This window comes from Streptomyces mashuensis, assembly GCF_014654785.1.
Lineage (GTDB): Bacteria > Actinomycetota > Actinomycetes > Streptomycetales > Streptomycetaceae > Streptomyces > Streptomyces mashuensis.
Map to the genome: position 1 here is coordinate 89,248 of NZ_BNBD01000002.1, position 12,982 is coordinate 102,229.

11 protein-coding genes and 1 riboswitch are annotated in these 12,982 nt (G+C 73.2%); of the genes, 3 read left to right on the forward strand and 8 right to left on the reverse strand.

Features of this window, described 5'->3' with window-relative positions:
* Positions 1-148 precede the first annotated feature (148 nt).
* Positions 149-1,393, forward strand: a complete 1,245-nt coding sequence (locus IE305_RS05560) for a glycosyltransferase 87 family protein (protein WP_190128308.1) — start codon at positions 149-151, stop codon at positions 1,391-1,393.
* On the opposite strand, the gene IE305_RS05565 is transcribed toward IE305_RS05560, so the two are convergent.
* The 3 genes from IE305_RS05565 to IE305_RS05575 all read right to left on the reverse strand — a co-directional run bounded on the left by IE305_RS05565 (position 1,390) and on the right by IE305_RS05575 (position 5,366).
* Positions 1,390-2,613, reverse strand: coding sequence for a hypothetical protein (locus IE305_RS05565; protein WP_190128942.1), 1,224 nt, complete (start codon positions 2,611-2,613; stop codon positions 1,390-1,392). The genes IE305_RS05560 and IE305_RS05565 overlap by 4 nt on opposite strands.
* Before the next feature lie 117 nt (positions 2,614-2,730).
* A complete protein-coding gene (locus IE305_RS05570) occupies positions 2,731-3,780 on the reverse strand; it encodes a C40 family peptidase (RefSeq protein WP_229890612.1) in 1,050 nt (349 codons plus the stop codon).
* Between the two features lie 233 nt (positions 3,781-4,013).
* On the reverse strand, positions 4,014-5,366 hold the full coding sequence (locus IE305_RS05575; RefSeq protein ID WP_229890720.1) for an NYN domain-containing protein: 1,353 nt from the start codon (positions 5,364-5,366) through the stop codon (positions 4,014-4,016).
* 171 nt (positions 5,367-5,537) lie between these two features.
* On the opposite strand from IE305_RS05575, the gene IE305_RS05580 reads away from it, so the two are divergent.
* Positions 5,538-6,269, forward strand: coding sequence for a rhomboid family intramembrane serine protease (locus IE305_RS05580; protein WP_190128309.1), 732 nt, complete (start codon positions 5,538-5,540; stop codon positions 6,267-6,269).
* Positions 6,266-6,547, forward strand: coding sequence for an Lrp/AsnC family transcriptional regulator (locus IE305_RS05585; protein WP_190128310.1), 282 nt, complete (start codon positions 6,266-6,268; stop codon positions 6,545-6,547). The genes IE305_RS05580 and IE305_RS05585 overlap by 4 nt, the downstream gene beginning before the upstream one ends.
* A gap of 7 nt (positions 6,548-6,554) precedes the next feature.
* Here IE305_RS05585 and IE305_RS05590 read toward each other — a convergent pair whose 3' ends face one another.
* From IE305_RS05590 to qcrC, 5 genes are all read right to left on the reverse strand, one after another.
* Entirely contained in the window at positions 6,555-7,868 is a 1,314-nt protein-coding gene (locus tag IE305_RS05590) for an aminotransferase class V-fold PLP-dependent enzyme (RefSeq protein ID WP_190128311.1), read from the reverse strand.
* Positions 7,869-8,004: 136 nt separating this feature from the next.
* A riboswitch (SAM riboswitch) is annotated at positions 8,005-8,122 on the reverse strand.
* 84 nt (positions 8,123-8,206) lie between these two features.
* Positions 8,207-9,271 carry an anthranilate phosphoribosyltransferase gene (gene trpD / locus IE305_RS05595; protein WP_190128312.1) on the reverse strand — a complete coding sequence of 355 codons (1,065 nt, stop codon included), beginning with the start codon at positions 9,269-9,271 and terminating at the stop codon, positions 8,207-8,209.
* A gap of 166 nt (positions 9,272-9,437) precedes the next feature.
* Positions 9,438-11,069, reverse strand: coding sequence for a cytochrome bc1 complex cytochrome b subunit (gene qcrB, locus IE305_RS05600; protein ID WP_190128313.1), 1,632 nt, complete (start codon positions 11,067-11,069; stop codon positions 9,438-9,440).
* Positions 11,066-12,118 carry a cytochrome bc1 complex Rieske iron-sulfur subunit gene (qcrA, locus tag IE305_RS05605; RefSeq protein WP_190128314.1) on the reverse strand — a complete coding sequence of 351 codons (1,053 nt, stop codon included), beginning with the start codon at positions 12,116-12,118 and terminating at the stop codon, positions 11,066-11,068. Before qcrA ends, qcrB begins: the two co-directional genes overlap by 4 nt.
* Complete coding sequence (gene qcrC / locus IE305_RS05610) at positions 12,115-12,924, reverse strand: cytochrome bc1 complex diheme cytochrome c subunit (RefSeq protein WP_190128315.1); 810 nt, start codon at positions 12,922-12,924, stop codon at positions 12,115-12,117. The genes qcrA and qcrC overlap by 4 nt, the downstream gene beginning before the upstream one ends.
* Positions 12,925-12,982: the final 58 nt, after the last annotated feature.

Consider the following 12,982-nt stretch of genomic DNA (forward strand, 5'->3'; position numbering starts at 1 on the left):
CCCGTGCCGCACCGCAGGCCCCCGCGCCCCCGGCGGTGACCGGCACACCGGCCACCCGCCACGTCATCGCGCGCGCGGAGGGCCCGGGGCGGCATCATTCCTTGCAGTGACGGCTCGGGTACGGAAACCGCGACGAACGAGGTGGAAGATGGTGGCGGGCACTGGTCTACGGCTCTCGATCGTGGTGTGGGCCGTCACCCGGGCCGTGTTGATGCTGTGCGTCTTCCGGGTGTGGCACATGCCCGGCTCGGACGTGTCCGTCGACATCGAGGTGATCTACCAGGGCTGGTACGGCGTCCTGCGCACCGGCGTCTTCCCGTACGACGACGTCACCTGGCAGTACCCGCCGGCCGCCGCGCTCGCCGTGCTCGCCCCCGGCCTGCTGCCCTTCCTCGGCTACGCCCCCGCCTTCTTCGTCCTGTGCCTCCTCGCCGACACCGCCGTCATGGGCATGCTGCTGTACGCGGCCCGCGACCGGCGCCGCAGCCCCCTGGGCGTGTGGGTGTGGGTGATCGGGGTGCCGCTGCTCGGCCCCATCGTCTACGCCCGCTACGACGTGATGGTGACCGCCGTGGCCGTGGCGGCGCTCTTCGCCGCCGGCCGGCGCACGCGCCTGGCGGGCGCCCTCGTCGGCTTCGGGGCGCTCCTGAAGGTGTGGCCGCTGCTGCTCCTCATGGGCACGCCCCGCGGCACCCGCACCCGCCAGGTGTGGGGCTCCGCGCTGGTCACCGGGCTCGTGCTGACCGCCCTGTTCACCGCCGCGATGCCGGGCGCGCTGGCCTTCCTCACCTTCCAGCGCGACCGCGGCACGGAAGTGGAGTCTCTCGGCTCCCTCGTCTTCCACCTGGCCCGCCACTTCGGCTGGCACGGCAAGGCCCGCCTCAACTACGGCTCGGTCGAGTTCCTCGGCCGGCATGTGCACGCGGTGAGCGCCCTCGCGCTGGGCCTGAGCGTGCTGGCGTTCGCCTGGCTGCTGGTGTGGCGGCTGCGCGCCCGCCGCTTCACCCCGACCACCCCGCACGACGCGGCGTTCGCCGCCGTGCTCCTGTTCACCACCACCAGCCGGGTGATCAGCCCCCAGTACATGGTGTGGCTGATCGGGCTGGCCGCGGTCTGCGTGACCGTCCGCACGCCCCGGCAGGGCCTGCCGGTGCTGCTGGTGCTGCTCGCGGCACCCCTCACGCAGCTGGAGTTCCCCTTGTGGTTCTCCCACGTCATCGCCAGCGACAAGCTGGGCGTGGCGACGCTGACACTGCGCAACGCCCTGCTCGTGACGGCCACCGTCATCTCCTGCGTCCGGCTGTGGCGCGAGACGGTCACCGCCGCGAAGCCGCCGCAGCAGGAGCCGGAACCGCCGGCGGAACGCGAGTCGACGCTCGTCACCGGCACCTAGGCCGTCAGCGCGTCCGTGACGTACGTGCGCCAGCGCGCGGTGAACTCCTCCGGGCTCGTGCCCAGCACCTCGCGCACCGCGCCCTCCACCGCGCCGGCGCGCCCCGCGTGCGCGCCCACCGCGCGGTAGAACGCGACCAGCCGGTCCTCGCCCCACCGGTCGGCGATCATGCGGCAGGCCAGCCAGCCCTCCTCGTACGCGCGCGACAGCCGGCCGGCCTCGCCGGAGAACGAGAACTCCGCGTCGTCCGGCAGCCCCTCCGGCTCCCGCCCCGCCACGACCTCCCGCGCCAGCTCGGGCGCCGCCTGCGCCGGGGTGCGGCCACTGCCGCGGTACGCCGCCCAGTCGGCGAAGCCCTCCGACAGCCACAGCGGGGTGGCCGCCGAGGTCTGCTCGCGCGTCGCCACGTGCGCCGTCTCGTGCGTGAGCACGACACCCCGGCCGAAGTCGCCGAGCGTGCCGTAGGCCTCCGGATTGACGACCACGCGGTCGGCGGGCGCGCCCCGGCCGCCGCCGGTCTCGCCCGTGGTCACCGCCGCGATGCCGCGGTAGCGGGCGGCGGGGGCGCCCAGCAGTGCCGCCATGCGGTCCAGCGAGGCCGGCACCTCCACGACCACGCGCCGCGCCCACGCCCCGCCGTGCCAGGCCCGGTCCACGTCCGGCACCGCGCGGTCGGCGAGCCCGGCGACGGCCCGCAGCCGCGCCTCGTCCTGGCCGACGCCCAGCACGAGGCTGTACCGGCCGGTGACAGTCGTGACACGGCCCTGCTCCCACAGCGGTACGGCGCCGCGGATCCGCTGCCCGGCGACGTACCAGTGGCCGCCGCCGCGCCGCACGAGCGTCAGCCCGACGGGGACGACGACCGGCGCGGTGTCGTACCCCGCCAGGCGGTAGCGCAGCTCGGCATCGGCCTCGACGCGGCGCCCGCCGCCGCGCTGCGGCTGGGGTGTGCCGGTGCGGACGAGGCGGTACTCCCACGAGGCGAGGGGCACCTCGGCGAGACCGGCGAAGACGCGGCGGCGGTCGGGGCGGTAGGCGGGGTCGACGGCGGCGAGGTAGGCGTGTTCGTCGTGGTCGCGCACGGCGGTGGACCAGCGGTCGAGGAGGCGGCGGAGGGCCTGGTCGTCGGCGCGCGGGGCGGCGGTGCTGCCGCAGGCGGTGAGCAGCATCAGCGATGCGGCGAGGCCCGCCGCCCACCGCCCACCTCGCCGCCCGCGCATCACGCCCCGCATCGTACGGGCCCTTGCCTGCGCTACCGCGCAGGTGTCCTCAACCTCCCCCAGCTACCGCTGGGAGGTGCCCCCAGCGAGGCTGGATTCGGCTGAGCGCCGTGCGGGCTACGGGCGCGTCACCGACGAGATCGGCATCATGTCCGCCCGGTCGTAGCGCACCCGTGCGCCCGGGTACGGGGCGTGCACCACCTGGCCGTTGCCGACGTACATGCCCACGTGGCTGGCGTCGTCGCGGTAGATGACGAGGTCGCCGGGGCGGGCCTCGGAGAGGGGGACGTGGCGGCCGGCGTTGCGCTGGGCCTGGGACGTGCGGGGGAGGCCGACGCCCGCGCGGCCGTAGGCCCACTGCATCAGGCCCGAGCAGTCGAAGGCGCTCGGGCCGGTGGCGCCCCAGACGTAGGGGAGGCCGACCGCGGAGCGGGCCGCCATCGCCGCTGCCGCGCCCCGGCCGGAGCCGACGGGCAGCTGCGCGAGCTGCGCGGGGACGACGGGCCGGTCCTCGGAGCGGGAGGAGCGCGTGTACGCCTCGCGCTCGGGCTGCGGCAGGGCGTCCAGCAGCCGCCGGGCGGCGGTGAGGCGCCCCTCGACCTCGCGTTTGTGCTTCTCGACGGCCTTGCGGCTGTTCTCCAGCTCGGTGAGGGTGCGGGCGGCCTCCAGCCGTTGCTGCCGCAGGGCGCGCTGCGCGGCCAGCAGGGAGCGCAGCTGTTCGGCCTGCCGGCCGGTGAGGTGTTCGAGGGTGGAGGCCCGGTCGAGGTAGCCGTCGGGGTCGGAGGAGAGCAGCAGTTCGAGGGCGGGGTCGACGGCGCCGCTGCGGTACTGGGCGGCGGCGATCATGCCGAGGGCGGTACGCATCCGGTTGACGCGTTCCTGGCCGCGCGCGACGCGGCCCGTGGCCCGCTCCACCTCCTGCCGCAGCTCGCCGACGCGTTCGCCGGCCGCGTTGTACTTCTCGGTGGCCCGCTCGGCCTGCGCGTAGAGCTGGTCGAGCCGGGCCTTCACCGTCCCGGTGGCCGGCGGCTCGTCCACGTCGCCGGGCCGGGCGGTGGCCGGCGCGGCCGAGAGGGCGGCCGCGGCGGTGGCCACGGCGGCGGACAGCACGGTGACCCGGACGCTCCGGTGGGGACCGGACTGCGCGGAACGGCGATGGGACGCCACGAGGAGCCGTTCTCCTTCCACTGTCGGTGCACGGGATGCACGGGAATCGCGCGGCAGACAGTAGTGGCGTGTTCACTCCGTGTTCAAAGACCTCGCCGGGTCAGGACGCCGTACGGACGGCACGCCGCCGTCCAAGGCGCAGGTCACCGGCGGCGGCGTACGGCCGTCCGGGCGAAGGTGATTCCCCCGAACGGGTAAGGCGCGGGCGCGCCGCGCCCCTCCGCCGGGAGGTGTCAGGTGCGGGAGAGACGCTTGAGCAGCAGGGCGGAGGCGACCGGGCGGGCCCCGGCCTTGGCGACGCCGTCGGCCACCTCGCGGTCGGTGGAGACCACGACGACGGGGCGGCCGGGCGGCTCGGCGCGCACCAGCTGCCGGATCAGTTCGTCGGCCGTCACGCCCGGCTTGCTGAACAGCACGCGGACGCCGCGCGGCGGCGCGAGCAGCACCGGCGCGGCCAGTTCGGCGCCGTCGAAGACGCACGTCACCTCGGCGCCCGTCTGGGCCGCCAGCATCGACAGGCCGCCCAGCAGCCGCAGCCGCTGCTTGTCCAGCGGCATCGTCGGATAACCGGTCTTGGTGACGTTGTAGCCGTCGACGACCAGGTGGGCCTGGGGCAGCGCCAGCAGCTGGTCGAGCAGCGCGGGGTCGGTCTCCGACAGGGCCCGCGTCGCGATGTCCTTCGGCGTCATCGTGCCCGGGCGAACCGATTCGACGGTGTCGGCGGGGTGCATGGACACGGGCGGCAGCGCCAGTTCGCGGCGCAGGCCCTGGGCGGCGTCCAGGACGGTGTCCAGGAGCAGGCGCAGCCGCATGTCCTCCACGCTGCGGCCCTCGCGGGCGGCGCGCCGGCTGGCCTCCAGGGCCGCCTCGGCCTCCGCCAGCCGGGCCTTGACGCGCCGGGTCTCGCCGGACACCGCCGCCTTCTCCGCCGCGCTCTCGGCACGGACCGCCTCCAGCTCGGCCTGCGCCTTGCGCAGCGCGGCCTCGCCGCGGCGCACGTCGCTGAGGGCGCTGCGCAGCTTGCGCTGGAGCGTCTCGTTCTCCTTGCGGGCGGCGTCCAGTTCGGCGCGGGCCCGGGCGGCCTCGGTGCGGGCCTCGGCGCGGGCGGCGGCCAGCTCCTCGCCGAGCCGGCGCAGCTCCTGCCGTGCCTCCTCGCCGGCCCGCTCGGCGCTGGCCCGCTGCGCCTCCTCGCCGGCGGCGGTGACGAGCTTGACCCAGCCGGCGGGCCGCAGCAGGAAGGCCATGGCGGCCACGTCCTCGGGGTCCGCGGCGGCCGGCGGGGAACCGGCGGCCAGCGCCTCGGCCAGCTCGGAGCCGGACTCGCGCAGCCGGGCGGAGATCCGCTGCCGGAAGGCGGGGTCGGACTCGACGGCCGCGGCCATCGCGTTGCCCGCGAAGCGGGCGCGGCGGGTGGGCGTGAAGCGCGCGTACTGGCGCAGCTGCGGGGGGAGTTCCGACACGGTCAGGCCGCCGAACGCCTCGGCGACCAGCCCGATCACCCGGCGCCTGATCCCTTCCGGCAGCGGCCGGTCGAGCACCTCGCTGACGCCGTCGTCGGCCCCGCCGGCGTCACCGGCCGCCTCCACGCCGTCTGTGTGCTCCACCACCGCTTCTCGCTCCCGCTCCTCGGGCGGCTCGCGCCCGGCCGGTCTTCGTGCTTCCCGTAACCCTACGGCCTGGTGGTCGCCGGGCGGGGCGGCATGGGGCCCCCGCGCCGCCCCGGCGAGGCACTCTGTGCCGGTTGCGCCCGGTACGCCATGATCTGGACCGTGAGCAGCGAGGCAGCCGCGCCGGCCCGGACCGGCGCCCCCTGGGTGACCTGGACCGTCCTGGCCGTGTGCGGCGTGGTCTTCCTGGCCGGCCCCGCCTCCGGCCTCAACGCGTCGTACGGCTCCGGCGACGGCCTGCCGGCCGCCCAGGCCGCCTACTTCGCCCGGTGGGGCGTGGTCCCGCGGGAGCTGTGGCACGGCTCCCCGGCGGCCCTGCTCACCCCGCTCACCGCACTGTTCGTGCACGGCAGCTGGCCGCACCTGCTCGGCAACATGCTCTTCCTGCACGTCTTCGGCGCGATGACCGAGGCCCGGCTGGGCCGCGTGCCGTTCGCCCTCTGCTACCTCCTGACCGGTTCCCTGGCCCTGTTCGGCTACGCCGCCGCGCACGCGGAGTCCGGCCGCACCCTGGTGGGCGCCTCGGGCGCGGTCTCCGGGGTGCTCGGGGCGTTCCTCTATCTCTTCCCCCGGGCCAGGGTGACCAGCCTCTTCCCCTTCCTCTTCTTCCTGCCGCTGCGCTTCCCCGCCTGGGCGGTGCTGTTGTTCTGGTTCGTCCTGCAGTACCTGGCGGCGGGCACGGGCGGCGGCCGGCCCGAGATCGCCTACCTGGCGCACGTCCTGGGATTCGCACTCGGCTTCGGCTGCGCCTGGGTCCTGACCACCCGTGCGGTTAGAGTGAAGGACGCAGCCGGGTCCGCCGAAGGAGACAAACCGACGTGATCACCTCGATCGTGCTCATCAAGACCGACGTGGACCGCATCCCCGAGATCGCGACGGAGATCGCGGCCCTGGAGGGGGTGAGCGAGGTCTACTCCGTGACGGGGGCCTACGACCTGATCGCCATGGTGCGCGTGGCCCGGCACGACGACCTGGCGGAGGTCATCCCGGGCCGGATCAGCAAGGTGCCGGGCGTCGCGTCGACCGAGACCCACATCGCGTTCCGCACGTACTCGCAGCACGACCTGGAGGCCGCGTTCGCGATCGGCCTCGACAGCTAGGCCGCGGCTACGGCCGGTCGCCGCGCGCGACCAGCTCCCCCACCGCCCGCAGGAACCGCTCCACGTGCTCGTCCGGCGTCCCCGCGCCGAAGCTGACGCGCACCGCGTTCCGCGGCCCCCGCGCCCCGTCGCCGGCCTCGCCGGCCTCGCCCGCCAGCCGCCGTACGAACGGGTGGGCGCAGAACAGCCCGTCGCGCACGCCGATGCCGTACTCCGCGGACAGCGCCGCCGCCAGGCGCGAGCTGTCCCAGCCGTCCACGACGAACGAGAGGACGCCCACCCGCGGCGCGTCCGCCCCGAACAGCGAGAGCACCCGCACCCCGGGCACCGCCGCCAGGCCCTCGCGCACCCGGCGCACCAACTGCCGCTCCCGCTCCACCAGCCGGTCGAAACCGGCGTCCCGCAGCGCCCGGCAGGCCGCGGCGATGGCGTACGCACCGATGACGTTGGGCGAGCCCGCCTCGTGCCGGGCCTCGGTGGTGTGCCACTCCACCGCCACGCCGCCGTCCGCGCCGCGCACCACGTGACGGCTCGCGCCCCCGCCCGCCAGGTACGGCTCGGCCTCGCGCAGCCAGTCGGGCCGGCCGGCCAGCACGCCGGCGCCGAACGGCGCGTACAGCTTGTGCCCGGAGAGGGCGACCCAGTCGACGTCCAGCGCGGAGATGTCCACCGGGTGGTGCGGGGCCAGCTGGGCGGCGTCCAGGACGATGCGCGCGCCGTGCGCGTGCGCCGCGGCCGCCAGCTCCCGCACCGGCCACAACTCCCCCGTCACATTGGACGCCCCGGTGACGCACACCAGCGCCGGCCCGTAGGGATCGCGCGCGGCGAGGGCCCGCTCCAGCAGTTCGACGGCGAGCGCCGGGGAGGCCGGCGCGTCGAGGACCCGGACCCGGTGCCCGTGGCTGCCCCAGGGCAGCAGGGCGGCGTGGTGCTCGGTCTCGTACACGAACACCTCGCAGCCGTGCGGCAGCGCGGACGCCAGCAGGTTGAGCGAGTCGGTCGTGGACCGGGTGAAGAGCACCTGGTCGTCGGCGCGGCAGCCGAGGAACGAGGCGACCTCGGCGCGGCTGTTCTCGAACAGCTCGGTCGACAGCCGCGACAGGTACCCGGCGCCGCGGTGCACGCTGCCGTAGTACGGGGCGTAGGCGGCGACGTCGTCCCAGACCCGCTGGAGGGCCGGGGCGCTGGCGGCGTAGTCGAGCGCCGCGTACGTCACCTCCTCCCCGGTGGCCAGCGGGACGCGCACGTCGTGGCCCAGGACGGGCAGCGGGTCGAGAGCGGCAGGGGCGGTGGAAACGATGTCAACAGTGCATGCGGACATGGCAAATTCTCCCGGCGGGGATTCGAAAGCCTGAAAGCGTGAAGAAGAACCGGACCGGAGGAGGGGCCGACAGGCCCTAGCGCATTCGCTGCATCACGGAAAAAGACTCCCTCGACGACCAGGATCCCTGGCGAGGGATCCGCGCTTGCCGCAGGCGTTCGCACCTGCGGCCCGGTCATCACCCGGGGCACCCCGCCACGGACGGAGGGTTGCCGGACAGCGGGCCGGGGCCCATCACGCTGTCACTCGTGACCTGGCCAGGAGTATGGCACATCGGTCCGGGCCGCGGCCCGGTGGGCGGGGAGAATCCCACCCACCGGACAACGCCCGTCCGCACGTCACGCGTTGCTGGCGGCCACCCAGCGCTCCAGCACCCGGCGCGCCGCACCGGAGTCGACGGACTCGGCGGCCCGCTCCATGCCGGCGCGGATCTGCTCCGCCAGCGGGGCGTCCCCCGGCGCCAGCGCCACCAGCGCCGCCGCCGAGTTGAGCAGCACCGCGTCCCGCACCGGCCCGCGCTCCCCGGCCAGCAGCCGGCGCGCCACGTCCGCGTTGTACGAGGCGTCCGCGCCCCGCAGCGCCTCGACGGGCACCAGGTCGACGCCCACGTCGCGCGGGTCGAAGCGCTCCTCGCGCACCTGCCCGTCGCGGACGGTCCACACCGTGGAGGGCGCGGTCGTGGTGAGCTCGTCCAGGCCGTCGTCGCCGCGGAACACCAGCGCGGAGGAGCCGCGCTCGGCCAGGACGCCGGCCAGGATGGGCGCCATGCGGGCATCGGCCACGCCGGTGGCCTGGGCCCGTACCCGCGCCGGGTTGGTCAGCGGGCCGAGCACGTTGAACGTCGTGCGGATGCCCAGCTCGCGGCGGGCGGCCGCGACGTGCCGCAGCGCGGGGTGGAACTTCACGGCGAAGCAGAAGGTGATGCCCGCCTCGTGCGCCACCTCCACCACCCGGCGCGGCGTCAGGTCGAGGTTGACGCCCAGCTTCTCCAGCACGTCCGAGGCGCCGCTGGCGGAGGAGGCGGCGCGGTTGCCGTGCTTGACGACCTTCGCGCCCGTGCCGGCCACGACGATCGACGACATGGTGGAGATGTTGACGGTCTTCGCGCCGTCGCCGCCGGTGCCCACGATGTCCACACTGGGGCCGGGCACGTCGATCAGGTTGGCGTGCGCGTACATCGCCCGGACCAGGCCGGAGATCTCGGCCACCGTCTCGCCCTTGGCGCGCAGCGCCACGGCGAAGCCGGCGATCTGCGCGTCGGTGGCGGCCCCGCGCATGATGCGGTCCATGGCCCAGGCGGTGTCGTCCGCCGTCAGGTCCCGGCCGGCCAGGAGGGCGTCGAGGACGGCGGGCCAGGAGTGGGCCACCGTACGCTCGCCGCCTGCCGGGGTCGCAACGTTCATGGTCCACGCTCCTGGTGGTCGTCCCTGGCGGGCCGTTCGCTCGCCCGGTCGCTCGTCCGGGGGCCCGCTCCTCGGCCTCCAGCCTATCCAGCCCCGGAACGGCGGAGAGCCCCGTCCACCGGGTGGACGGGGCTCTCGCCGTGGCGATCAGTGATCAGCTGGGGGATCAGTGGTGGCCGTGGCCGCTGGTGATCTCCTCGTACTCCTGCACGGTCGGCTTGGGGATCTGGTTCCCCTCGCCGTAGTAGCCCTTGGAGAGCTTCACGCGCAGGCGCTGGGTGGCGGACGCCTTGCGGGCCACGCCGTTCTCGTCGACCTCGGGCTCCAGCTCGAGCGGCTTGGGCTGCTCGTGGGAGGTGAGGGTGTGCAGCTGGTCCTGCGAGAGCGGCTCGTGCACCTCGATGAACTCGCCGTGCGGCAGGCGCTTGATGATGCCGGTCTCGCGACCGTGCAGCACCTTGTCCTTGTCACGGCGCTGCAGGCCGAGGCAGATGCGCTTGGTGGCGATGAAGGTCAGCACCGGCACCACGAAGAAGCCGACCCGGACGAACCAGGTGATGGCGTTGATCGACAGGTGGAAGTGGGTGGCCCACAGGTCGTTGCCACCACCGACCAGCATCACGAAGTACGCGGCGATCCACGCGGCACCGAAGGCCGTGCGGGTCGGGGCGTTGCGCGGGCGGTCCAGCAGGTGGTGCTCCCGCTTGTCGCCGGTGACCCAGGACTCGATGAACGGGTAGACCGCGATCGCGCCCAGCACCAGCGGGAAGATCACCAGCGGGATGAACACGCCCAGGACGAACGTGTGGCCCCAGACGTTGATCTCCCAGCCCGGCATGACACGGATCAGGCCCTCGGCGAAGCCCATGTACCAGTCGGGCTGGGCGCCGGTGGACACCTGGTCCGGACGGTAGGGGCCCATCGCCCAGATCGGGTTGATCGTGGCGATGGCCGCGATGGCCGCGATGACACCGAAGACCAGGAAGAAGAAGCCTCCGGCCTTGGCCATGTAGACCGGCAGCAGCGGCATGCCGACCACGTTCTCGTTCTTCTTGCCGGGGCCGGGGAACTGCGTGTGCTTGTGGTAGAAGACCAGGATCAGGTGCGCCACCAGCAGGCCGAGCATGATGCCCGGCAGCAGCAGGACGTGGATCGAGAAGAACCGCGGCACGAAGTCCGAGCCGGGGAACTCGCCGCCGAAGAGGAACATCGAGATGTACGTGCCGACGATCGGCACGGACAGGATGGCGCCCTCCATGAAGCGGACACCGGTGCCCGACAGCAGGTCGTCCGGCAGCGAGTAACCGGTGAAGCCGGTGAACATGCCGAGGACGAACAGCAGGAAGCCGAACAGCCAGTTGACCTCACGCGGCTTGCGGAACGCGCCGGTGAAGAACACGCGCATCATGTGCACGAACATGCCGGCCAGGAAGATCAGCGCGGCCCAGTGGTGGATCTGCCGGATGAGCAGACCACCGCGGACGTCGAAGCTGATGTTCAGGGTCGACCGGAACGCCTCGGACATCTGCACGCCCTGGAGCGGCGTGTAGGAGCCGTGGTAGACGACCTCGTTCATGCTGGGGTGGAAGAACATCGTGAGGTACACACCCGTGAGGATGATGATCACGAAGCTGTAGAGGCAGACCTCGCCCAGCATGAAGGACCAGTGGTCCGGGAAGATCTTCCGCATGTTGGCCTTGGCCAGGCTGTAGATGCCCAGCCGGCCGTCGGCCCAGTCGGCGACCCGCTCGCCGGCGGGCGCCTTGCGGCGGTTGTCGCTTGCGCTTGCAGTGCTCATCCGCGCTCCCAGAAGGCAGGACCGACGGGCTCGCTGAAGTCGCCCATGGCCTCGAGGTAGCCCTTGTCATTGACCTTGATCCGCAGCTGCGGAAGGGCGTGGCCGGCCGGGCCGAAGATCACGCGGCCACCGTCGGAGAGGTCGAAGGTGGACTGGTGGCACGGGCAGAGCACGTGGTGCGTCTGCTGCTCGTAGAGGCTGATGGGGCAGCCGACGTGGGTGCAGATCTTGGAGTACGCGACGATGCCGTCCGCGGACCAGTCCAGGGAGCGCTTGTCCTTGATGTTCTCCGGGCGGAGCCGGACGATCATCAGGGCCGCCTTGGCGATCTCCTGCTGGAAGTCGTGGTCCTCCTCCTTCATGCCCTCGGGCATGGCGAAGGTGAGCGAGCCGACCTGGACGTCCTCGGGACGCAGCGGCTGCATCGTGTTCTGGTTGATCAGCATCTTGCCCTCGGACCAGGCGGTCTTCCGGAGCTTGGTGCCCGGGAGCGGTCCGAGGTCGCGGAACAGCACCACGGCGGAGAGCGGCAGCAGGGCCAGCGCACCGAACATGGTGTTGCGGATCAGCTTGCGGCGGCCCAGGCCGGACTCCTCGGCACCCTGCCGGAAGTCGTCCATGACCTTGGCCTTGACCTCCGGGGAGGCCTCGATGGGGTGCCGGTCGTCGGCGACCTCCACGTCCGACATCAGGGTGCGGGCCCAGTGGACCGCGCCCGCGCCGATGCAGAACAGCGCCACGCCCAGGGTGAGGCCCAGGGCGAAGTTCAGCGCGCTGATGTGGCCGATCGGGAAGACGTAGATGTTCTTGTCGACCGGGAGGGTGACGTAGGAGGCGATGAAGCCCACCGTCGCCAGCATCGACAGGGTGAACAGCATCGCGACGACGCGCTCGGAACGCCGCGCGGCCTGCTCGTCGATGTCCTGGATGCGGTGCTCGTGCGGGGGCAGCCCCGGGTCGGCGAACGGGTCGCCGGCGGTGGCTACGGCACCTTCGTGCGCGCCCTGCGCGCTCGGCAGGGTCTCTTCGGGAATGTCTTGGCTACTCATGACTTCTTGGCCTTTGCGGTCCGGGCGGCGACCCAGATGGCGACGGCGACCAGCGCGCCCAGACCGAAGATCCACGCGAACAGGCCCTCACTGACGGGGCCCAGCCCGCCCAGCTCGAGGCCGCCCGGGCTCTTGGTCTTGTCGCTGTTGACCTCGCCGAGGTACGCGATGATGTCCTTCTTGTTCTTCTCCGACATCGTGGTGTCGGGGAACGAAGGCATGTTCTGCGGGCCGGTCTGCATGGCCTCGTAGATGTGCTTGGGCTTCACGCCCTCGAGCGTCGGGGCGTACTTGCCGTTCGACAGCGCGCCGCCCTTGCCGGTGAAGTTGTGGCACTGGGCGCAGTTCGTACGGAAGAGCTCCCCGCCCTTGGCGATGTCGGCACCGTCGGGGCTGTACTGGCTCTTGGAGGGGACCGCCGGGCCCGCGCCGAGCGAGGCGATGTACGCGCCGAGCTGGTCGATCTCGGCCTGCGAGTAGATCACCTTCTTGCGGGGCGCCTGCGCGCCCTGCTGCTGCAGCGGCATGCGGCCGGTGGCGACCTGGAAGTCGACGGCGGCGGCGCCCACGCCGATCAGGCTCGGCCCGTCGGAGGTGCCCTGACCGCCGGTTCCGTGGCAGCTTGCGCAGCCCACGGAGTACAGCTTCTTGCCCTCCTCGATGGCGAGGGACTGGGCGGAGTCATCGGCCTTGGCCGTGTCCGCCGGCGCGAACGCGGCGTACAGCCCCCCAGTTACCGCCAGCGCGAAGAGTAGGACGACGACCGCCGCCAGCGGATGGCGTCGTCGTGCGGAGAGCTTTTTCACGGATTACCCCGGTGTCAGGATCTTCTGCGTCGATGCTGGACTGATGGTCCGGTGCGGG